This is a genomic window from Planococcus chinensis, from assembly GCF_042681545.1.
GTDB classification, from domain to species: domain Bacteria; phylum Bacillota; class Bacilli; order Bacillales_A; family Planococcaceae; genus Planococcus; species Planococcus chinensis.
In genome coordinates this window covers 28426-50397 of record NZ_JBHUFW010000005.1, presented here as the reverse complement: position 1 = coordinate 50397, position 21972 = coordinate 28426, and the positions used below count along the sequence as shown (strand labels likewise).

General features: G+C 50.6%; 22 protein-coding genes. 15 read left to right on the top strand and 7 right to left on the bottom strand.

Features of this window, described 5'->3' with window-relative positions; all coding sequences use genetic code 11:
* Positions 1 to 71 precede the first annotated feature (71 nt).
* From ACFSDB_RS07855 to ACFSDB_RS07845, 3 genes are all read right to left on the bottom strand, one after another.
* Positions 72 to 1214, bottom strand: a complete 1143-nt coding sequence (locus tag ACFSDB_RS07855; RefSeq protein WP_377339678.1) for a CapA family protein — start codon at positions 1212 to 1214, stop codon at positions 72 to 74.
* Between the two features lie 197 nt (positions 1215 to 1411).
* Positions 1412 to 2314 (bottom strand): alpha/beta fold hydrolase, encoded by a 903-nt coding sequence (locus ACFSDB_RS07850; protein ID WP_204891753.1) that lies wholly within the window; start codon positions 2312 to 2314, stop codon positions 1412 to 1414.
* A 130-nt stretch (positions 2315 to 2444) separates the two neighbouring features.
* Positions 2445 to 3161, bottom strand: coding sequence for a 3-ketoacyl-ACP reductase (locus ACFSDB_RS07845; protein ID WP_204891752.1), 717 nt, complete (start codon positions 3159 to 3161; stop codon positions 2445 to 2447).
* 157 nt (positions 3162 to 3318) lie between these two features.
* Here ACFSDB_RS07845 and ACFSDB_RS07840 point away from each other — a divergent pair, with 157 nt between their 5' ends.
* The 7 genes from ACFSDB_RS07840 (at position 3319) to ACFSDB_RS07810 (ending at position 9643) form a co-directional block, all read left to right on the top strand.
* Positions 3319 to 3792 carry a DinB family protein gene (locus ACFSDB_RS07840; protein WP_204891751.1) on the top strand — a complete coding sequence of 158 codons (474 nt, stop codon included), beginning with the start codon at positions 3319 to 3321 and terminating at the stop codon, positions 3790 to 3792.
* Positions 3793 to 4044: 252 nt separating this feature from the next.
* Positions 4045 to 4233 (top strand): hypothetical protein, encoded by a 189-nt coding sequence (locus ACFSDB_RS07835; protein WP_204891750.1) that lies wholly within the window; start codon positions 4045 to 4047, stop codon positions 4231 to 4233.
* 144 nt (positions 4234 to 4377) lie between these two features.
* Positions 4378 to 5127, top strand: a complete 750-nt coding sequence (locus ACFSDB_RS07830; RefSeq protein ID WP_204891749.1) for a helix-turn-helix domain-containing protein — start codon at positions 4378 to 4380, stop codon at positions 5125 to 5127.
* A 178-nt stretch (positions 5128 to 5305) separates the two neighbouring features.
* Positions 5306 to 5644, top strand: a complete 339-nt coding sequence (locus tag ACFSDB_RS07825) for a hypothetical protein (protein ID WP_204891748.1) — start codon at positions 5306 to 5308, stop codon at positions 5642 to 5644.
* A gap of 225 nt (positions 5645 to 5869) precedes the next feature.
* A complete protein-coding gene (locus ACFSDB_RS07820) occupies positions 5870 to 7306 on the top strand; it encodes an amidase (RefSeq protein ID WP_377339672.1) in 1437 nt (478 codons plus the stop codon).
* A 74-nt stretch (positions 7307 to 7380) separates the two neighbouring features.
* The gene (locus tag ACFSDB_RS07815) at positions 7381 to 8007 is read left to right on the top strand and encodes an NAD(P)H-binding protein (protein WP_204891747.1); all 627 of its coding nucleotides are present in this window, start codon (positions 7381 to 7383) and stop codon (positions 8005 to 8007) included.
* 37 nt (positions 8008 to 8044) lie between these two features.
* Positions 8045 to 9643 carry an FMN-binding glutamate synthase family protein gene (locus ACFSDB_RS07810; protein WP_204891746.1) on the top strand — a complete coding sequence of 533 codons (1599 nt, stop codon included), beginning with the start codon at positions 8045 to 8047 and terminating at the stop codon, positions 9641 to 9643.
* Between the two features lie 540 nt (positions 9644 to 10183).
* Here ACFSDB_RS07810 and ACFSDB_RS07805 read toward each other — a convergent pair.
* A complete protein-coding gene (locus ACFSDB_RS07805; RefSeq protein WP_204891745.1) occupies positions 10184 to 10924 on the bottom strand; it encodes a hypothetical protein in 741 nt (246 codons plus the stop codon).
* 381 nt (positions 10925 to 11305) lie between these two features.
* On the opposite strand from ACFSDB_RS07805, the gene ACFSDB_RS07800 reads away from it, so the two are divergent.
* The 5 genes from ACFSDB_RS07800 (at position 11306) to ACFSDB_RS07780 (ending at position 14579) form a co-directional block, all read left to right on the top strand.
* On the top strand, positions 11306 to 11737 hold the full coding sequence (locus ACFSDB_RS07800) for an Hsp20/alpha crystallin family protein (RefSeq protein ID WP_204891744.1): 432 nt from the start codon (positions 11306 to 11308) through the stop codon (positions 11735 to 11737).
* Positions 11738 to 11896: 159 nt separating this feature from the next.
* A complete protein-coding gene (locus tag ACFSDB_RS07795) occupies positions 11897 to 12256 on the top strand; it encodes a hypothetical protein (protein WP_204891743.1) in 360 nt (119 codons plus the stop codon).
* Positions 12257 to 12481: 225 nt separating this feature from the next.
* A complete protein-coding gene (locus ACFSDB_RS07790) occupies positions 12482 to 12829 on the top strand; it encodes a hypothetical protein (protein WP_204891742.1) in 348 nt (115 codons plus the stop codon).
* 161 nt (positions 12830 to 12990) lie between these two features.
* Positions 12991 to 13947, top strand: a complete 957-nt coding sequence (locus tag ACFSDB_RS07785) for a phosphoglycerate dehydrogenase (RefSeq protein ID WP_204891741.1) — start codon at positions 12991 to 12993, stop codon at positions 13945 to 13947.
* A gap of 254 nt (positions 13948 to 14201) precedes the next feature.
* Positions 14202 to 14579: a hypothetical protein gene (locus tag ACFSDB_RS07780; RefSeq protein ID WP_204891740.1), complete on the top strand. Its 378-nt coding sequence runs from the start codon at positions 14202 to 14204 to the stop codon at positions 14577 to 14579.
* 53 nt (positions 14580 to 14632) lie between these two features.
* Here ACFSDB_RS07780 and cysK read toward each other — a convergent pair whose 3' ends face one another.
* Positions 14633 to 15553: a cysteine synthase A gene (gene cysK, locus ACFSDB_RS07775; protein WP_204891739.1), complete on the bottom strand. Its 921-nt coding sequence runs from the start codon at positions 15551 to 15553 to the stop codon at positions 14633 to 14635.
* A gap of 144 nt (positions 15554 to 15697) precedes the next feature.
* Here cysK and ACFSDB_RS07770 point away from each other — a divergent pair, with 144 nt between their 5' ends.
* Positions 15698 to 16981: an alpha/beta hydrolase gene (locus tag ACFSDB_RS07770; protein WP_377339665.1), complete on the top strand. Its 1284-nt coding sequence runs from the start codon at positions 15698 to 15700 to the stop codon at positions 16979 to 16981.
* 59 nt (positions 16982 to 17040) lie between these two features.
* Here the strand turns inward: ACFSDB_RS07770 and ACFSDB_RS07765 are convergent, their stop codons facing one another.
* Positions 17041 to 17586, bottom strand: coding sequence for a hypothetical protein (locus tag ACFSDB_RS07765; protein ID WP_204891738.1), 546 nt, complete (start codon positions 17584 to 17586; stop codon positions 17041 to 17043).
* Positions 17587 to 17721: 135 nt separating this feature from the next.
* Positions 17722 to 19200, bottom strand: a complete 1479-nt coding sequence (locus ACFSDB_RS07760) for a phytoene desaturase family protein (RefSeq protein ID WP_204891737.1) — start codon at positions 19198 to 19200, stop codon at positions 17722 to 17724.
* Positions 19201 to 19469: 269 nt separating this feature from the next.
* On the opposite strand from ACFSDB_RS07760, the gene nhaC reads away from it, so the two are divergent.
* Entirely contained in the window at positions 19470 to 20939 is a 1470-nt protein-coding gene (nhaC, locus tag ACFSDB_RS07755; RefSeq protein ID WP_204891736.1) for a Na+/H+ antiporter NhaC, read from the top strand.
* A 201-nt stretch (positions 20940 to 21140) separates the two neighbouring features.
* Entirely contained in the window at positions 21141 to 21938 is a 798-nt protein-coding gene (locus ACFSDB_RS07750; protein WP_204891735.1) for a DUF4397 domain-containing protein, read from the top strand.
* The last annotated feature ends 34 nt before the right edge of the window (positions 21939 to 21972 follow it).

Genomic DNA, 21972 nt, shown 5'->3' with positions numbered 1-21972 from the left:
GATGAACCAAACAGCCCCTTCCTTGGCCAGCATACTGGCAAGGAAGGGGCTGTTTGATTATAAGCAAGGGTTTATTCTTGAAATTCCATTTCCGGCATCCATCTCGCTATATGCCGTTTTGTTGCTTCGTTAAGCTTTGGATCGACGGTTTTCAATAGTTTGACTTGGAAATCCTTCAAATCGGTGTTTTCGACAAATGTCGGCGTGAAAGCCGGGTCTGCCAGCATGACCGATTCAGATCCGGCCTTTTCTGTCTTTATAGCTGTGATGTGGACGATGCCGCCGATCTTCCGCTCGAGCACGTCTTGCCCGGACAGAAAATTGCCCAGTGAATACACGGCAAATACTTTTCGCCCGTCGGATGCCTGGATCCACTGGGCGGGCTGGAGCACGTGTGGATGGTGTCCAAGAATGACGTCGGCTCCGTGTTCTGCTGAAAAATGCGCGAGCTCGATCTGTTCGGCATTCGGCATGGTTTCATATTCGACCCCGAAGTGCAAGCTGAGCACGACGATATCAGATTCGGCACGGGCTATCGCCAGGTCCTGTCTGATCCTTTCCTTGTCGATCCGTTGGACGAGGTATTCTTTTCCCCGAGGGGTTTCTACTCCATTTGTGCCATACGTATAGGACAAGAAAGAAAACATGATGCCATTTTTGGAAAGGGACACACCGTGGTCCTTGTCCTTTTGGGACAAAAAGGCGCCTGTTGTCAAAATGCCCAACGACCGCCAGTGGCCGAGTGCATTCCGGATGGCCGTTTCGCCGCGGTCGAGTGTGTGGTTATTGGCCATCGACACAATATCAACGCCGGCATTTTTCATGGCGTCGCCCACCTCAAAAGGACTATTGAAAGAAGGGTAGGTCGACACACCGATTCCACTGCCGCCGATGAGGCTTTCCGAATTTGCAATGGTGATGTCGGACTGGGAGAGGAACGGGGCGACTCCTTTGAACATCGGATTGAAATCATAGCCATCTGCGGTTTTGGCGTCCTGATAAACAGTGCCGTGAATAAGCACATCCCCGATTGCTGAAATTGAAGCGCTGCGGGTGCGGCTGAATTCGGTAGGAACTTCGCTTGACGGTGCCAAGCGGGCGCCGAAATTACGGGAGCTGGCTTCTAAGACGGCGGCCGGTTCCGGCGCACAGCCGGCCAGTGCCAACCCGGCGGCCAGAAAAGCGGTGATGAACATTCTGCAACGTGATTTCAATTTGGTTGATCCCCCGATCAAATAACCTATAGAATAAAAATTTATTAAACAAGCCAAGAGCGATAATAACTTTTTAAACATTGTACTGTTTTCGTGAGCAAATAACTAGCTTGTTTTAAAAGGACGGGGAATAAAGATATACGTGCATGAATTGGAAACAATCAGAAGTTCCTAAACTGGCTGTGAACTGTTCTTCTTCATGCATGCCGGCGGATGAATTCCTGTACGGCGGTGCTGCCTTCTTTTTCATGGCCGGATAAAAGGTGTCCGCCGCTTTCAAAAAGCACCGTTTCCGGATGGGTCCGGGCAATGAACTTTTCGGTGTTGTCGAACAATGCCATCGGATCGTCCTTGGCGTGTATGACAAGAATCGGTGCTTTGATTTCCTCGACGGGGTACTCTTCGTAATTCAAGTCCATGTCGAGATTGGTAATGTTTGCGTCCGTCTCAATGCCTTTGCGGCGCGGCTTCACCGGAAGCATTGTCTTGAGAAAGTCCTTGTCGACATCCGAACCGAACAGCACGCCGAAAATCGGCCCCATTGATTTGGTTGTCAGCCACATCGGAAATTCGCTCAACAACGGAATCGGGGGGCCGGCCGGCTTTAGTTGTTCCGGTGTCATTTTGCAGGACGGAACACCGGAAGACACAAGAATCAGCCCTTTTGTCCGTTCGGGGTAAGCAAGCGCAAATGACAGCGCGGCTGCGCCGCCGGCAGAAGTGGCCAAGACGAAAGTTTTTTCAATCTTCAGCTCGTCGAGCAATTCCGCAAACACCCGGGCCTGATTTTGAGGCGTCGGATGGGCCGGCAGCTTGGAGCCGGGATAACCAAAACGGGAAGGGACGATTTTCCGGCAGTTTTCGCCGACAATGGCCTTGAGGGAAGTGATGCCCTGGTCGTAGCCGCCGAATATGCCATGGCTGATGAGGATCGCTTCACCGGCGCCTTCTTCAATGTAGGTCATCTGGCCAAATTCGGATTTGAAACGCGCCACGCCGTATTCTTCAAGCCGCTTATAAGCGCGCCGCATATCCGAAACATAGAGGAGCGGAACTGTTACAGCGGCCACTGCAGCAGCCGCTTGCAGATATTTCTTCAATGGAATTCCTCCTTTTATCTAAAAATTCAGTCTTTTGTTGATTTCAGTATACCTGATTGTGCGGTTTAAAGAAATGCCGGGAACAAGTAAAACCCTTCATGCATGAACATGAAGGGCGGTTGCATCGATATTATGGATTGGTCGACCAAAGTGCAGCGGATTTCAGCAGGATCCGCGGATGCAGTTTCAATTGTGCCACCATGACTTCTGCCAAGTCTTCGGGATGCATGACATTTTCCGGGTCGCCTTGGATCAAATTCTCCGAGTACGCCAAGTCGGTGACCACAGTGCTTGGCATCAACGCGCTGACCCGGATGTTGTGCTTGCGGACTTCAAGCATCAGCGATTCGGTCAAACCAAGCACACCAAATTTCGAAGCGCTGTAGGCACTTGTGACCGGCGCTCCTTTTTGGCCGGAAGTGGAAGAGATGTTGATGATATCGCCGCTTTGGCGATCGATCATTTCAGGAAGGACGGCCCGTGTCACGTTATAGACGCCCATCAAGTTGACATCGATGATGCTGCGGAATTCTTCTGGCGACAATTCAAGGAACTTGCCGAATTTTCCGATGCCCGCATTGTTGATCAGGATATCGATGGGACCGAGTTCCGAGCGGATATGTTCGACAGCCGCGGCTACAGCCTCGCTGTCGGAAACATCTGCAGCGGCCATGGCAGCTTTGGCTCCGTATTGCTCGAGTTCCTTCAGAACTTCTTCAAGATGCGCACCGGTTCTGCCAATGAGCCCGACGTTGATGCCTTCTTTGGCGAAAGCGATGGCGGCTGCGCGCCCGATGCCCCGGCCGGCGCCTGTGATAATGGCGGTTTTGCCTGTTAAGTTTTGCATGAAAACACTCCTTAAATTCTTATTGTCTCCAATACTATATCAACCCGTTCTGCAGAATGCTAAACATTGGGCAGAAAAAGGATTATGGAATTCGATGTGGAATTTAAAAAGGATAACGCAGCTTATACCAAGCTGCAGACTGGCGGGAGGAATTACAATGACGGAAATTTTTTTCCACCGTGGATTGCATGGGGCTTCGGCGCATGTAGACACCGCAAGCATTTTTGAGGGGTTGGATTGGCAGGCAGCGGGCAAGAAACCCGACAATTGCCCCCATTCTGTTTGGGAACTGCTTTTCCATATGAATTACTGGCAGGATTTTATGCTGGTCTACTTGAAAAACAAAACTGTGAAAGATCCCGTGCATCCTGAAGAATCATGGCCGGCCGATCCGGCGCCGCAAACCCGCGAAATGTGGGAATCCGGGGTCGAGCGCTTTTTACAAGGATTGAAGGCCGGTGAAGAAGAGGCCGCCAAAGATCTTTCGGAGCCGGGATACGGGAAATCCGGACGGACACGCGCCGATTTGCTGATGGTGCTCGTCAACCATAATAGCTATCATGCCGGGCAAGTCGTAACCGTCCGCAGCCTGATCGGTTCATGGCCACCGCAAAACGACGCGGAATCCTGATCGGCATCGTAAAAAGAAGCTGCTGGCTAAAGCGATATATGATCATTGAATGAATGGGAATTGGCCAGGAGTGGACCTTTTGGCCAATAAAGCGTTAGTGTATCGAAAGAAAATCATAAATTATTAATAAAATCCGATAAAAGAGATTTATCGTCCGTAGCGTTTCGTAAAGCCACTTTCTATAATGGTTGAGGTGGTGGACTCCTTCAGGCATTGCGCCGAATTTAGAGGAGACGGACGGAGGTAGTTGAAATGATGAAAGAATTGGAAATGATCGCCAAGGCACAAAAAGAAGAAGTAGAATTCAATGCCCGCATTGTCTGGAAGTTCCAAAAGGCGGAACAGGAGACATTCGGGCATAAGGGTTGGCGGAAACTGAAGGGGATCCGGCAGGGGTTCCGGCGGAATCCAGGGAAGAAAAAGCCGTTAGCCTATTCCTAGGGAACCCGGCTGCGGATGCGGCCTGCTGTTTCAGCAGGAGCACCAAAAGCCGGGTGTTACTGGCAAACCCGAGTGGAGAGGAGCCGATTGTACGGCGTTTTTCATTTTTAAACAGACTAGAACAATCAGGGAAGGGGTGTTTCTATGGTGGTATTAACCGATTTCGGAAAGCGCGTGAAAGAGCTGCGCTTGAAGGCTGGCATTACACAGGAGTCACTGGCAATCCGGGCTGAATTGGACCGCTCCTATGTAGGCGCCATCGAACGAGGCGAGAAGAATTTATCGCTCCTCAATATTGAAAAACTGGCCAATGCGCTGGATGTGGATCTTTCGTACTTGTTTGAGCACGAAAGTTTTGCTCCGCGTTCCGCTTTTTTCAAACGTGAGCTCAAGAAACCGCTTGAGGAACGGTTCATCTATGACATCAACCTGATCGATCAGGTGATTTCATGGAGGATTGCAGGGCCCCTCAATGAAAACGATGTGCAGAAGATTGCCCAGAATATCAAAAGCCTGGCGCTGCTACTGAAACGGGGAGAAATTAAATTATTGATCGACAACGAAGCGATGGTTGTCGATGGGCAGCCGTTCGTGTTTACCCCAGAAGTCTACGATGTTTGGGAAGACCTGCAGCTGTGGCTTTTGCCGTACTTAAGAAAAGTGGCCGTATTGTGCAATTCGACTTTCATGAAAAATCAATTGGACCGCTTGGCAAAACGGAGCGGCATCGCTGGGATCTCCAAGCACATCTTCAGCAGCGACACAGAAGCGAACCGCCAGGAAGCGTTGGAGTTTCTAGGTCTCACAAGCAACCGGATTTTGGCAGGGGCTGAAGGCAGCCGGTATATAAACTTGATCCAAGAGGGCCCTCAAGAGAAAAAAACGATAGTTTGAGAACGGCTGCGCGGATGGATGGTCATTGAACAAGAACAGTACAGGCGACAAGCGGGGAGAATCCCCACTCGCCGTCAAACAAGCTGAAATTCGAATTCAACCGAAACTTTTTCATGCAAACAAACGTATAAGCAAGAGGTCTTTAGAATAGGCGAGATACGCGAAGGAGATGAAGTTCGTGCAATCGGATCATCCTTTAAGTGCAGAAGAAGCGAAATATTACTTCACCCGGGTGAAAGATACCCATGAAGAAGAAGGGCGCAAATTCATCACGCTTTTCGCGCGGCTTTCGGTTGATTGCAATGCCGAAACCAAAACCGCATGGGTTGAGCTTGAAGAAGTGAACTGGAGCGGGGCTCCGGAAAAAATGAAGAAGATGCCGGATGCTATGCGCAGATTCACCGTGTCGAAGCCGGTTTTTGAGGAATTGGTTCTGCTTTCCAAAAAGCGGCACCAGGAACTTTATTTCCTGACGCCGATCTACCGCAACCGGGAAGTCCGCCGGTTGATCAAATGAATGCAGGCTTTGCGGGTTTCCTCCGAAAAGCTGACAGGCGCATCCTTCTCTTCGCAACGGCGGTGCGTCCATAAACGAATGAGTATCACAAGGATTCACTTTATCCATTGAACCGTGTCCGATGTACTTCATCGACCACGGTTTTTTGCATGGAGAAATAACCCCCCCTTTCTTTTCAAGTATTATATAATCTGAATAGAAAGATAATTTTAAGGGGGAAATACTTTGGTAACTTATGGACAGACTGCAACGAGCATTTTGGATATGGATGCGACACAAATCGCAGAGCTGATAGCGGCTCGTAAAATGACTTCACGGGAAGCTGTGGAGCAATACATTGCCCATATTAAACGGATCAATCCTTTGGTGAACGGTTTGGTGGAGAATCGCTTTGCGGCTGCATTGGAAGAGGCGGAAGAGGCGGACCGAAAAATTGCGCAGAACGAAGCGGCCGGCCGATTGCTGGGAGTGCCGATTACCATCAAAGAAGCGTTCGATGTCACAGGGATGCAAACGACAGGTGGTCTCTTAAGGCGAAAAGGGTTTGTGCAGCATAGGGATGCGGAAGCAGTGCGCCGGTTGAAAGCGGAAGGGGCTATCGTCCTCGGGAAAACCAATACCCCAGAATTGTGCTTTTGCCAGGAGACTGACAATAAACTCTACGGCCGGACAAACAATCCGTATGACTTGACCCGTACGGCAGGAGGATCGAGTGGCGGAGAAGCAGCAATGATCGCAGCAGGGGCTGCTGCGGCTGGGCTTGGATCGGACATTGGCGGTTCCATCCGGTTCCCGAGCCATTTCAATGGGGTGGTCGGCTTTAAATCAGGAAACGGCCAAGTTTCGGCAAAAGGCAGCTATCCAAAGGTAGAACATGAACTTCAATCACGTATGCTCGGCATCGGGCCGATCGTGAAATCGGTGCGGGATGCCCGCCTCCTTTACAATATTGTGGCGAAAAAGCCGGCACCGGAAAAACAGCTCGGCAAATTCACATTCAATGTTCTGCCGAAGACCGCGTATCCTTTGTCGCCGGCTACTGCCCATCTGCTCGACTCCATCTATGCGGATTTGCTGCAGGAGTTTGATGCGGAGAGGGAGGTGCCGCCTTATTTCGAGGAGTCGGCACAGATATGGCAGGAAATCATGTCGATCGGCGGAGCGGAAGGGCCCCGGCAGGAAGCGTTCGGCGGACCTTCCGGACTTCCGATGCAGGCTTATGTCAAAGAGCGGCTGACAGGCAAAGCGGATATCCATAAGTATTTATCCTGGGCGCTTGTCGGCGCCGGCTTGTTCAAGCCGACCCCAAGGAGGCTGAAGAAAATCCATAAAGCCATCCGGCACGGCGACCATATCCTCGATGGCTATTTGCACCAGCATATCCTGGTGATGCCTGTCTACCATACCGGGGCTCCAAAGCACGGGATGATGTACAGTGAAATCTTTTCAATCAAGAAAACCTATCAGGTCTTCATGCCCTATACAGCGTATGCAAATGTCTGGGGGCTGCCGGCTTTGACGGTCCCGATCGGCGAGGATGAGAACGGCATGCCGGTCGGTGTCCAACTGATCAGCAAGAATGGCAACGAAGCCGCTTTATTCAGCCTGGGCGAATGGCTGGAAGCGCATTACGGCGGCTACCGGCGGGCGCAATTGCAGTGACCTCCGCCAAGTTGTTTTATTCGCCTAGGAGAGGGGAAACAAGGAATGACGAAGAAATTCCGAGGAGGGGTTGGATGAGAGTATTTGTTTTTGGGGGCGGCGGAGACGTCGGGGAGCATGTATTGAGGCAGCTTGCTGAACGCGGGCATGAGTCCGTTACGATGGCAGAAACGCAGAACCGGGCAGAAGAGCTCCGGATGCTCGGCGCTTCAGAAGTCGTTGTCACGAAGGAAAAGGAATTTTCCGGCGTATTGAAAGGGTGCGAAGCCATCGTTTATATTGCCGGAGCCAATCCGATTGCGGGAGAGAACAAAAACATACTGGTCGATCATCAAGCGGTCATCCGGTCTGTGGAAGCTGCCCAACAGGAAAACATTCGACGGTTCATTTACGTGAGTCCGGTCCATCCGGATGAATCGGATGAATCGAAGGAAACCGGCGGAAAAGAACAGCCGGAAGAACTGGTGAAACGATCCGGATTCATCTATACCGTGATTCGGCCTTCAAACTCTGTCAGCAAACCGGGCAAAGGGAACATTGCCATTTCGCCTGCCGACAGCGGCATTGATGACGAAATCCCCTATGAAGACGTTGCGGCTGTGGTGGTGGAAGCCCTCGAGAGCCAGGAGGCATTCAACCAATCGTTCGGGATTGCAGCCGGGGAGACACCGATCAAGGAAGCATTCCGTTCGCTGCAGTAGAAAAAAGGAAGACAAATTTTAAAGAGGTGGTTTATTTATGGGGAAAATTTCAAAATACTTGCCGACGGCACTGACAGGCTCCATGATTGCCGCGCCGCTGGCGTATATAGCATACCTGTACCAGAAGGATGACCGCCAGAAACAGCATGCGATTCTTCGGAATTTCCCGCTATTGGGCCGGGTGCGGTACATGACCGAAGCGGTCGGGCCGGAACTGCGGCAGTACCTGTTTTCGGATGACAATGAAGGTAAGCCGTTTTCGCGCATGCAGTTCGAAGATGTGACGCGCGCTTCAAAATACAATCAGCGCCTGATCGGCTTCGGCTCGAACCGGGATTTTGAAGAAGAAGGCTTTTATATCCGCAACAGCCTGTTTCCGCGGCTGGATACCGAACTCCGCGTCGACAACTCGAAGAAAGTCAATACGTATAAATATGTCATCGACAAAGAAGGGCTGATGACGCGCAAAGAGCACCGCGAGGAAGTGCAGATTGATCCGTACTACCTCCGTGATGAAGATGCTGTGGTCCTTGGCGAGGGGCGTGTGCGCCAGCCGTTTCGCCTGAAAGGCCTTGTCGGCCAAGCCGGCATGAGCTATGGAGCGCTTGGCGACCATGCGATTTCCGCCTTGTCGAAAGGCTTGGCGCTGGCAGGCGGCACGTGGATGAACACAGGTGAAGGCGGATTGTCGGATTACCATCTCGAAGGCGGCGCCGACATCATCATGCAGATCGGCCCGGGGCTCTTCGGCGTGCGGACGCCGGCTGGCGAGTTTTCGATTGACGCATTCAAGGAAAAAGCGGCGATTGATCAAGTGAAAGCGTTTGAAGTGAAGCTTGCCCAAGGGGCGAAGACCCGAGGCGGGCATTTGGAAGGAAAGAAAGTGACAGAAGAGATTGCACGCATCCGTCTGATCGAACCCGGCAAGACGGTCAACAGCCCGAACCGTTTTGTGGAATACGATACGTTTCCGAAACTATTCGATTTCATTGACGAGCTGCGCGAAGTAGGCGGCAAGCCGGTCGGCATGAAAATTGTGGTCGGCGATATCGAAGGATTGCGTGAAATGGCCCAGATCTTGAAAGAACGCGGCCCGATGAGCGGACCGGATTTTATCTCCATCGATGGTGGGGAAGGCGGAACAGGTGCTACATATCAGGAACTTGCCGACTCGGTCGGCCTTCCCATCATGACGGCCCTCCCGATTGTCGATGAAGTGCTCCGTGAATACGGCGTCCGTGACCAAGTCAAGCTGATTGCTTCAGGGAAGCTCATCACACCGGACAAAGCGGCGATTGCGCTTGCTATGGGCGCGGACCTGGTGCAGATTGCGCGCGGCTTCATGATCAGCGTCGGCTGCATCATGGCTGAAGTCTGCCATACGAATACTTGCCCGGCCGGAGTAGCGACAACGGATCCGGACCTGCAGAGCGGCCTAGTAGTGGAAGAGAAAATGTACCGGACGACCAATTACGTCACGTCGCTGCGCGCCGGCCTCTTCAACATCGCTGCGGCAGCAGGCGTCGATTCACCGACGAAACTTGAGCGCAAGCATATCCTGTTCAAAGACGGCAACGGGCGGATATCGGATGTCGAAAACATGCTCGGAAAAATTACCGGTGCTCTAGAAAAATAACCACTTAAAAAGGACCTTTGAGGTCCTTGAGCTTGTAGACAAAAGAATAATTTTTCAATTCGATGAATAAAACTAATAGAAGCTGTGTAGGATCCTCCACTTCAGGCGGACGCTTTCCGCGGGCTCGCGCCGAACTAACTCGGACTAGCGTCCGAGTGGATTTCGGCACTTCGCTATCCCGCAGGAGTCGCCGCCTTCCGTTGCGGATACTGAAGCCAGCGGCTTGTTCTCAGCAGGCCAAAGCAGGGTTAGTATTCTTATCTCCTCTATCAGATACAGATGACGCTCCCGACCGGGCTGGCCACGAGACTCCTGTGGGAGCAGTGAAGGAGCGAAGCGACTGAGCGACTCGAGCTGAAGACCCTGGACTGAGCGTAGCGAATGTTTTTTCAATTTGCGACGAGTAATCGCAGGAGCAAGGGAAGCGGCTGAAGCCGAGCCCACGGAAAGCGAAGTGGCCAGCCCGGTCGAGCTTATGCATCTCTATTCATTTAAATTAGACTTTGTCTACAGTCTGAAGGACCTTTGAGGTCCTTTTTTCTATGGCGTAATGATTTGCAGCAAGATGGCGATGAATGCCATGCCGATCAAGAAAAATGGGAAGCTGCTCTTTTTTTCTTCCGGCAATTCATCATTAAGGATATTGAGGACAACGCCGCCTGTCAGGAACGAAGAAAGGAAGGCAAGCGTCAATTCGCTGGCATGGGTGGTCTCGTATAAAATCCAGCCGACCAGGACCGAAATCGCCAAGATCCATCTGCCCGCCCGCGTATACAAATCTTCGTGCGTCAGGTGGAGAATCCGGTTGTTGGCGATGAAATGGAAAGAAAAAACGATGAAATAAACGATATAAGCCCCGATATTGTCGCCGCTCAATTCTTGCAGGAGGTAGCCGATCAACACATTGTACATAGCAAAGGCACTGATTTCCAGCACGAAGATGGGCTTGGAAGGCCGTGTAAGATTTTCCCGTCTCCTGTTTTCCCTTTCAGATTTCTCGCTCAGCTGGTTGATGTCGTAAAACACAGCGATGCCAAGCAATGCAGAGATGTACGTAACGTAATCGATATTCTCAAGCCATGTGGCCAGCAATTCTTTTTCCGCCACTTCCTGGTAATGGGTCAACTCAGGGACAAGATGCAGGAAGACATAAGCGATGGAACCGCCCGAAACCAGGGACATCAACCGATTGGTCAGCTTTTCATGCAGGTATTTAATCGTATCGGTGAAAATGTGGACGAACATGAAACCGATGATGACGAGCAGGCTGGCGATGAACATGGAACCACTCCTTTTGTATGTTCCCACTGTAGCGAGTAATTTTGTATACCCTATTCTTAATTTACATAAAGCATGCCAGGGGGGTAGATGGCGGTTTTTTTTAAAAAATCCGGAAATCTGCGTTGGCAAAGCGATGCAGACGGAAGGCGATAAGAATGGCCAAGAGAATCATAAAGATGACAGAGAAAGTGGTTTATTGACAAAAGAGGAGACCAGGATTATAATTTTATTGAATTAAGCAAGTATTCAGTTTATTTTATCATACTTGCTTTCAGGTTCTTGCAATGGAAGGAGGCGGAACCTTACAAGCGCTTTTTTGTCTTGCCGTTCCTGTTGCCTGCCGGTGTGAATGCCAAAATTCAAAGAGGAGGAGTATTCAAAATGAAGAAAATGTTGCCGAGCGGTCGTGATGATTTTTTCCCGAACCTATTCGGAAGCGGTTTTGAAACGGATCTGTTTGACCGCTTTTTCAAAGAAAACAACTATCCGAAAGTCGACATCAAAGACATGGGCGACCGGTATGAATTGGATATGGATGTTCCCGGATTCTCGAAGGAAGACGTGAAAGTCGAGTACCGGGACGGCTATTTGGAAGTGGAAGGCAAGCACGAAGAAAAGAAGGAAACGAAGGAAGAGGATGGCCATTACATCCGCAAAGAGCGCTCTTACGGATCGTTCAAGCGCAGTTTCTATGTCGGGGATATTGATGAAAACAGTATTTCAGGTTCTTTCAAGGACGGCATGCTGATGCTGCAGGTGCCGAAAGCGAATGAAGAGAAAACGGAAAAAGTTAAACGGATCGAACTTCAGTAAATCCGCAATATGGAGAAAGCCATCGAGGCTGTACATAGCATCGATGGCTTTTTTCGCTTTGCCGTGCAGTCTCGGACTTTCTGAAGTTGAAACTATTCCCAGCTTATGGATATAGTAGAAACAGCAGGATTTGCAAGCAAGAAAGAAGAGGTGCAAGGGATGGCAGAGACGATTTTCGGATTGCTTTACCAGGCGGCGATGTTTGTTTTCGGCATTCTCTCAAGGCTGGCAATGTGGCTCCTTGGATCATTTTTTGAGGAGAAGCTGAGCAGTGTTTTGGAAGACTCTTACGATCCCAAAAAGAAGTTGGAACGGCAAATCGGAAAACTCCAAGGGGAACATTGGTTTAACGAACTGGAAGCGGACTATCGGTATGGCTATATCATATGGAACAATGGAAAAGTGGAGAAATACCTGTCGGATGACGAAAACATTTCCCTGCTCTTAAAATTGCCGGAGGCGCAAATGCAGTTTGCCCAGCTGGTAAAAGGGGAACATAGAAAATTCGTAGACCGTTGAGTGAGGGCTTAAAGTGGTATAGCAAGTTTGTCAGCTTCCCTTTACGTTCTGGACAAACTCTATTAAGATAAAATGAACGAACTGGATACATTGGTTATGCCAATTTGATACATCGGTAAAATGTTGAAGACATTAGTGCTGCCAACAAAGCCGAAAAGAATCTGCTGATTCTTTTCGGCTTTTTTTTGTATATTAATCGGATTAAAACGGAAAGGGGGGAATGACTTGGAAAAAGAAGGGGAGCGTGAAGAAGTCCTTTACCGTTTTACAAGAGTGAAAGATAGGCATTGGGACAATGGGCATCAGTATATTACGCTGTTTGGCCGTTTAGCCATAGAACGTTTATCTGGAACACAAAGTGTATGGGTGGAGTTGCAGGAAGTCGCTTGGGCAGATGCCTCTCCAAAATTAAGGGCAATGCCCAATTGCTGCAGAATCTATTACATCAATGAAGACGTGTTCAATGAACTTTGTCGTGTATCCGAGCGATGCCATCAGGAGTTGTTTTACATAACCCCCTCTATTATCAGAATGAATGGCAATTGTTGGAATGAATTAAGAGCGATTGGATAAGTGGGATGCCAGCAGTCGATATTAATTCTGACGAAAACCGGTTCTCTCTGAAAGGCAGGTTTTTATTCTGCAAAAATGCAAACGCCTTTTCGGTTTTTTTGATAATATTCTAAAAAGTGTAGTATCTTAAAAGGGAGAAGGCAAATGGGTGGAGGGATTTTATGAATATCGTACTGATGCTGAAGGAAGCGTTCTATGAAGCGGACCCGCATCTGATTGCTAAATTGAAGGAGTTCGGCAAAGTGTCCGTCCTCCATACAGACCAAGGCATTGAAAAAGAGCAGCTAAAGGCGGAAGTGGCAAACGCCGATATTATCGTAGTCAATATCGTGAAACTCGACCGGGAAGTGCTGGATGCAGCTCCGAATTTGAAGCTCATCGTCAAATACGGCGCAGGAGTCGATAACATCGACATTTCCTATGCCCATGAAAAAGGCATCCGCGTCACCAGCGCGCCTGGGCTCAATGCACCTGCAGTAGCGGATCATGCGTTTGCCTTGATGCTGGCGGCTGCAAGGAACATCCCTGCCAGAGACAATGACTTGAAAGCCGGCCGTTGGACGACCGCAATGGGCGTTGAAGTGTCAAACAAGACTTTAGGGATTATCGGTTTTGGTGCAATCGGCAAAGAACTCGCGAAGCGGGCGACAGGATTCAGTATGCGGACACTGGTTTTCGGCCATCACAAAGATCATGCTGCTGCCCAACAGCTTCAGGCACAATTTGTCGAACAGGAGCAATTATTCAAAGAAGCCGATTTTATCATAGTGGCAACGTCATTGACGCCGGAAAACCGGCATATGATCAATAAGGAGACGCTCGGAATGATGAAACCAAGCGCTTTTCTTATCAATACTGCAAGGGGCGGGCTGGTGAATGAAGAAGATTTGATGGCTGCACTTGATCAAGGCAAAATCCAAGGAGCGGCGCTGGATGTCTTTGAAAGCGAACCTCCTGTAAACAGGCTGCCAACAATGGAAAGCGTGGTTGCCACTCCGCATATTGCAGGTGCTACTTTTGACGCGGTTGAGCGGATCAGCGATTTATCGGTCCTGAATATCGAAAGGCTGCTGGCCGGAAAAGAATTGGAGCATGAAATAAAACCTGTGACAAAATAGAAGGCAGGTGGAAAAGGCGCGAAGGAGAGCTTCCTTGCGTCTTTTTTTCCGTTATGCCTGTTTATCCAACGATTTTTAAAAAGAGAAAAATAAATAATAAATATTCGAAAGGAGTAATAAATATAAAAGGAGTTTTAAAGATTTTAGCGAATTTATTTATTAACCTTAGGCAAAAGAGCTTAGGTTTTGTATGGACAAAGTTCGAAATGCCTATCCGAGTTACACATGCCGAATTCGATAAAGGGGGAAGGGGAATGTTGATCAGTCCGAACCATGACCATGCTGCTGCTTTGGTTTTGGAAGAATTGCAGGCGCTTCACAGTGAAATGAAAGCATTCTGTTTAACCTACGGTCCGCAAAGAGAAGATATGGAAGAAGATGATGACGCGGCAATCCTGATGCTCGACATTGCCCTTCTTCTGCCGGCGAACCTGGAGGGGTGCCTCGAAGCGATCCGGTTGACCCGCTATTTCCTCGATGAACACTGCTGGCAGGAGGATGCCGCACCTGAAGAACAACGGCTGCATCTGCTGGAAAGAGCCTATCAGGTACTGCCGCGGGAAAAAAGGGCGCGCCGGGTGATGCGCCAATGGCTGCAGGACCTGGAAAGCAAAGCGATCCGCTTGTTTTGATGCCAAAAGAAAAGAGCGCGGAAAAAACTTCCGGGCTCTTTTCTTGCGTTGATTTATTCGTTGAACAAGTTCATGCTCAAATACCGTTCACCTGTATCCGGTGCAATGCACAGCACTTTTTTGCCGGCGCCTAGGCGCTTCGCAGTTTCAATGGCAGCAAAAACAGTTGCGCCCGCTGATGGACCGACGAAGATCCCTTCTTCACGCGCCATCTTCTTAAAGGAGTCGATGGCATCTTCATCTTCGATTTGCATGATTTCATCATAGATGCCCGTGTTCAAGATATCCGGGACAAAGCCGGGGCTAGTGCCGACCAGTTTGTGTTTGCCGGGTTTGCCGCCGGATAGGACTGGCGATCCTTTCGGCTCAACGACGACAATGTGCAAATCGGGCAAATGGGTTTTCAGCGATTCGCCCGTTCCGGTAATGGTGCCGCCGGTGCCGGCAGAAGCGACGAAGGCATCTAGCTTGCCGTCCATCTGCTCGAGAATTTCAGTTGCTGTTGTGTGCCGGTGGGCATCGGGATTTGCCGCATTCTCGAATTGCTGCGGAATGAAGCTGCCGGCAATGCCTTCTTTCAATTGGAGCGCTCTTTTGATGGCACCGGGCATTTTATCATCGGCCGGTGTCAGCTCCACTTCTGCACCATAAGCTTTCAGTAAGTTGATGCGTTCTTTGGTGGCGTTGTCCGGCAAGACCAAAATGGCGCGGTAACCTTTTGCAGCAGCCACCATGGCGAGACCGATGCCGGTATTGCCGCTCGTCGGCTCAATGATTGTTGCGCCCGGCTCAAGGATGCCCTGTTCTTCAGCGGTCTTGATCATATTGTAGGCGGCCCGGTCTTTGACGCTTTTTGTCGGATTGAACATTTCGAGTTTTACATAGACATCTGCAGCACCTTCCGGCACAAGTCTGTTCAATTTAACGACCGGCGTATCGCCGATCAGGTCTGTAATACTGTTATAGGGTTTCATTAGAGCAAACAACCTTTCAGGATTCTGGATTAGTTTCATTGTAATACAAAAAGAAATGCCCACCAAACAGGACAGCTTGGATGATGAAACCCAGGAGCATCGCTTCCGTAGAATAATTACCATGAGAAAAAAGGAGGGCTGGAAGTGAAAAACGTTTGGCGGATGCTTGCGCTGCTCGCGCTTGCCGGAATGACTGCAGGCTGCGGAGGCGATAAAGAAGTAGAGGAGAGAGAGGGAAATGGCATGGCAGTTCTTGAAGGAAGTTGGGAAGGGGCGATTGAGGTGCCGAATCAGCCGCTAACCATTCAGGTGGAGTTTGGCAAAGAGACAAGTTATTTCGGCATACCGTCGCAAGGTGTGAACGAATTGCAGATTTCCCGGATCGAGTTTATCGATCCGGACATCTCATTTGACGTTGAAATTCAAGGGCAGATCATTTCGTTTGACGGCAAGCGCAAGGGCGAAGAAATAACCGGTACATTCACGCAGACTGGACAGGAACTTCCGTTCAAGCTGAAAAAAGGCATCAGTGAAAAACCAGTGAATGAAGAAAACATTGTCGAGGCCGATGCGGCCGGCGGGAAGATGAAAGCGGTGCTTGAATTGCCGGAAGGCGAAGGACCATTTCCAGCGGTTGTGATCATTGCAGGTTCCGGCCCCACCGACCATAACGGAAATTCGCCGGCAGGCGGCACCAATAACAGCTTGAAAATGCTGGCGGAAGGGCTGGCAGCGGAAGGCATTGCCAGCATCCGCTATGATAAGCGCGGCATCGGCATGAACACAGCGCTTGGCAGGAACGAGGCGGACATGCGCTTCGGCGATTTTATCGCGGATGCTGCCGTTTGGGGGGAATACCTGGAAACGGACGGACGATTTGCAGAAACGGCGGTCATTGGCCACAGTGAAGGGGCATTGATCGGTCTCGTTGCGGCAAAAAAAGGAGGCGCAGACCGCTTTATCTCCATTGCAGGAGCCGGCAGGCCGATTGATGAAGTTCTTTTGGAACAGCTGACACCACAGTTGCCTGCTGATTTGCTGGAAGAATCAGAAACCGTTATTGCTGCTTTGAAGGAGGGAGAAGAGGTGAAAGAGGTCAGCCCTGCCCTGCAAAGCATCTTCCGGCCGTCTGTCCAGCCGTACTTGGCATCCTGGATGGCTCTTGATCCGCAGCAGGAAATCCGGGATTTGGATGTACCTGCACTCATCGTAGCTGGGACGCACGATATCCAGGTTCCTGTGGCGGATGCTGAGGCGCTCCATGCAGCAAAGCCCGAAGCGGAACTGCTCATTATCGATGGGATGAACCATGTGCTGAAACCGGCGCCGGCCGACGTGCAAGGGAATATGGCCGTCTATTCCGATCCGGATCTGCCATTGGCAGAGGGGCTGGCAAAAGGGATTGCGCAATTCATAAAAGCGGAATAAAGAACAAAAAACAGCCCAGCAGGAATCTTTTTGGATTCCGCCGGGCTGTTTCATTTGGATCAGGGTGTGCGAAGCGCCCGAATGGCCCGCCAAACGAGCAAACCGTAGCCGATCATCAAACCGTAGCCGCCGAAAAACAGCAATGCCGGCACATAACCCGGCGTATCGGGTGAGTCGGTGGACATGCCTGCTAGAAAAAGAGGCATGATGGGGAACATGAGGGCGCCTGGTCCGGAACTGATTAAGAGAGCCGCACCGGGCGCTATCACCACCCAAGGCCAAAGCGGCTTTTTCGTTTTTGCCGGAACGGGAGTTTCACCGTGCAAGGGCTCCTCTTTCGGCTGCAAAAGTGCATGTTCTCTTTGGTGAAGCTGATACGCTTTTATCGTTTTAAATGAGCGGATCACCGCCCAGAGAGCTGCTGCCGGCAAGATCAGCATGAAGGCAGTCAACAAACTCGACATGAAACTGATTTCGTCGGGTTTGAAAAATGGGACCAACAGCAAAACGATGCCGGCGGGAGCAGTCAATGTTAAGAAAACGGTGCCGAAAATCAGGACAAACCATGCCCAGATCGGTTTTTGTGGAACTGGCGGCTGCGTCATTGTCTTTTCCCCTTTGAAGTGATGAAATTCCTTTTAATTATAAAATGGAGTGAGACGAAAGGAAATTCCCAAAGAAGCTTTATTTTCAGCCGAAATGGGCATTATAAACCGCATTGGACGATAAGACTAAGGCGATCAAACCAGCCGCTTGGAAACGGCAGACCTTGCGGCGTGGATGCCGCTCGCAGCGGCACCGATCGTGCCGCCGCCCGGGAAGATATGGTCGCCACAGACATAGAGCCCGGAAATGCCGGAGCGGTGCGAAATCGAATTGAACAGCGCTGAATCCAAAGTTTGGGGGAATCCGCCGACATAACCGTTCGGCCGGCCGGTGAACCGCTCCCACGCTTTTGGCGCCCCTTTCTCCAGATGGACGATTGCATCACGGAAACCCGGTACATGCTGTTCGATTGCGTCGAGCATCCGCGCGCTTAATGCCCGCCTGGCCGCTTTATACTTTTCGGCGGAATCCCAGTGATGAGCTTTGGAGTGCGTTGAGACGGTTATTGTCTGAAAGCCGGCAGGCGCCCGCAGCAAGTCGCCGGGGCGTGAAGCGGACATGAAAAAGTGGCCGCCTTCTGCCATGCCGCTTCCCGTCGAGATTTGCCGGAAGGGCGGCAGCTGAGCGGATAATTTGCTGGAATCGACCGCGATATACAAGGTGAGGGTCGTCCACGTTTCGGTAGAAGCTCCCTGCAGAAGCGGTTTTTTCAATAGGTTGGCAAGATCCTTCGACAGCATGCCGGGCAGCAGGTGGATCGGTGCGTTGAAGATTACTGCATCGGCTTCGTAGCTATTGCCGCGGTGGTCGATGGCAATCCATGATCCTTCGCTGCGCGCCAGCTTGACAACTGTCCGGCGCTTTTTCAGCGCGCCGCCATTTTCTTTCAGGCTTTCGCCCATTATTTCGGCAAAGCGGTACAAGCCGCCAGGCACGTAATAAGCGCCTTCATGGTAAATGTCGAGCGCCACGGCAGCCAAAAGGTAGGAAACCTCTTCGCTGCCGGTCTGCATGCTGTCGATCAGCAGCCCATCCAGCATATGCCGGAACGCCTTGAGCCCGCCGAGTCCATGCCGACCAAGACAATCGCCAAGCGTCTTGTTGAAATGCGGCAAAAGCTTGGCATGGACAGGCCGGATGGCAGCAGCCAAAGCGGCCCATTCTTTCGCTGTAGCCGGCGGAAGGGCAGGAAGCGGTCCCATCAATGTCCGGACCGTTGATGCAGTGCTGTATATTTCCCGGTAAAAGGACCGGATGTTTGTTTCCGCTTCAGGGAAGTGGCGGACGATGTTGTCGACGTGCTTCTCGCGTTCTTTCAGAAAAACGAAAGTATGATCCGGATGAATCATTTCCATTACATTATCCAGCGGTTCAAGCGGCAGCGGCTTGCCAAGGAAACGGAAGACACGCTCGTGGATGCCGCCTTTTTCAAGTCCCATGCCGAGTGTGGCACCGGCAGGGAAAAGGAATTTATGCCGCTTGAATTTCCCGGCGCATCCGCCGAGTTCCGAAGATGCTTCAAGGAGCGTAACATGCTCGCCGCTTTTTGCGAGCAAAGCAGCTGCTGTCAATCCGCCGATGCCGGCCCCGATCACTAAAATATTCCGTGGCATGGCCACCCCTCCTCTGATCAAGTTTTGCGGGTCGAAAAAAATTGAAGGCCCTCTTCAGTGCAAAGAGACGGTTCTTAAGAAACAAGGAGATTCCAGATTATCCAAGAGGAAGCAACCATCTCTTATATATTTACTAAAGTACCACAATTCCTGATAACGAGAAATTCCAGCGCCGGAAAAGATGCAGAAAATTAGCGATTGCTTTACTTTTCTGGAGGTGGCAATATGGATGAAAGGGTTTTCAATAAACGATTAAAAGGAGAGGAAACATGAAAAATCACCAAGACATACATATGCCTTTTCTATTGGCCATTATTCCTTTGATGGTCATGATTGCTGCAATGGCAGTCACCATCATTAAATTTGAAGGCAGCCCGCACGTCCCGCTTTTGATCGGGACGGCGGTTGCCGCGTTTATCGGTTCCCGCCTCGGCTACCGCTGGGAAGATATCGAGGAAGGCGCTTATAAAGGCATCCGTCTGGCGCTTCCTGCCATACTGATCATCATCCTTGTCGGCATGATTATCGGTTCTTGGCTCGGCGGCGGAATTGTCGCTACGATGATTTTCTACGGCCTGAAACTCATTACGCCGTCGCTGTTCCTGTTAACGATCTGCATTATCTGCGCTATCGTGACATTGGCCATCGGCAGCTCCTGGTCGACAATGGGGACAATCGGCGTAGCCGGCATGGGCATCGGAATCAGCATGGGCATTCCGGCTGCCATGGTTGCCGGCGCCGTCATCTCCGGTTCTTATTTCGGAGACAAGATGTCTCCGCTGTCGGATACAACAAACCTGGCTGCAGGCATCACCGGCACCGACTTGTTCGAGCATATCAAGCACATGGTCTATACAACGATTCCCGGACTTGCCATCGCTTTGGTTGCTTACTTTTTCCTGGGCCGCCAATTCGGCGGCGCTTCCGTGGACACGGGAGAGATCAATGCCATCCTAAGCACGCTTGAGAGCAATTTTGTCATCTCGCCTTGGCTTTTGCTGGTGCCGCTCGCGGTTATCGTCATGGTCGCTAAGAAAGTGCCGGCGATGCCGGCTTTGGCCATCGGCGTGTTTCTCGGCTGGGTGTGCCACGTCCTGATCCAGGGCGGCAATATCGGGGACGCTGTCAATACATTGCACGACGGCTACGCCATTACGACCGGCAATGCGATGGTGGACGACTTGTTCAACCGCGGCGGCATTTCGTCGATGATGTTCACCGTTTCCTTGACGATCGTCGCCATGGTCTTCGGCGGCATTATGGAGCAGGTGGGCATGCTGCAGGCCATCGTCAATCAAATCCTGAAAGTGGCGCGTTCTGCCGGCAGCCTGATTGCCGCGACTGTCGCTTCCGCATTTTTCACCAACGCAACAGCTTCAGAGCAATATATTTCTATCCTGCTTCCGGGCCGGATGTATGCAAAAGCCTATCGCGACAAAAAGCTGCATTCGAAAAATCTATCGCGCGCCTTGGAAGACGGCGGCACGATCACATCGCCGCTTGTCCCTTGGAACACATGCGGGGTCTTTATCCTGGCGACGCTTGCAGTGCATCCGTTCGCATACGCGCCTTACGCCATTCTGAATTACACCGTGCCGCTCATTTCGATCGCCATGGCTTTCCTGGGCATCAAGATTGAATATATGAGCGACCAGGAAATTGCAGAACTGGAACGGAAAGAAGCGAAGCAAGAGCTGGAAGATGCAGCGGCGGCTTCTGGAGAAACAGTCACTTCATAATGAAAGCTGAAACAGTCCTTCGGGGCTGTTTCTTTTTTTTTTGGAAAATATAGTTTTGACAGCAAATAAGTACTCAATTACACTGAAAAAGATTTTATACGAAAATTCAGAATATAATGCTTGCATAATCTTTGTAGATGTATTATAAATAAGTTGTACAATAGTTATACAAAATAAAGCACAGAAAAAGGAGAGGAAAAAATGAAGAAGATCTTCGCTTTGCTTTCACTCGCTTTGCTGCTTGCCATGACATTTGGTGCCGGGGTTTTAGCAGACTCCCACACCGCAAAGGTCCGGGTCGTCCATGCTTCACCTGATGCACCAGCGGTAGATGTATACGTCAATGGCGAACTGACTTTGGAAAATGTCCCGTTCAAAGCAGACTCAGGTTACTTGGAAGTGCCGGCTGGCACACACGACGTTGAAGTATTCGCTACCGGAACTGAATATGCGGAAGGCACTGGCGTCCTGCGTGCAGACTTGGCCGTTGAAGCAGGAAAAGCTTATACAGTTGCAGCTGCCAATACAGTAGACGCTTTGGAATTTGTAGTCGCTGAAGATTCCATGGAAGTGGCTGAAGGCAAAGCCAAGATCCGCGTCGGCCATTTGTCTCCGGACGCACCAGCAGTTGATGTCGGATTGATCGGTGGGGATGCCGTCTTCAGCGGAGCAGAATTCCCGGGCATCACTGATTATGTGGAATTAGATGCAGGCACGTATGATCTGGAAATCCGTTTGCCGGATGGCACGCAAGTATTGCCGCTAGAAGGAACTGAATTGGCGGCAGGCACGGTTTATAGTGTATTTGCAGTCAACACTGCAGACGCACTTGAAGTGCTCGCGCTTGTCGACTACGAAGCGGCAGCTTCACCGGACGGCATGCCGACAACCGGCCTTGGAACACCGGAAAGCTCACAGACTCCATGGATTTTGATCGCTGGAACAGTTATGCTCTTTGCAGCAGGCGGTCTGGTATGGAGAAGAAGATTTCAAAACTAAATTTTTAGCCATCTTGCTGCTGGTTTTTCTTGCA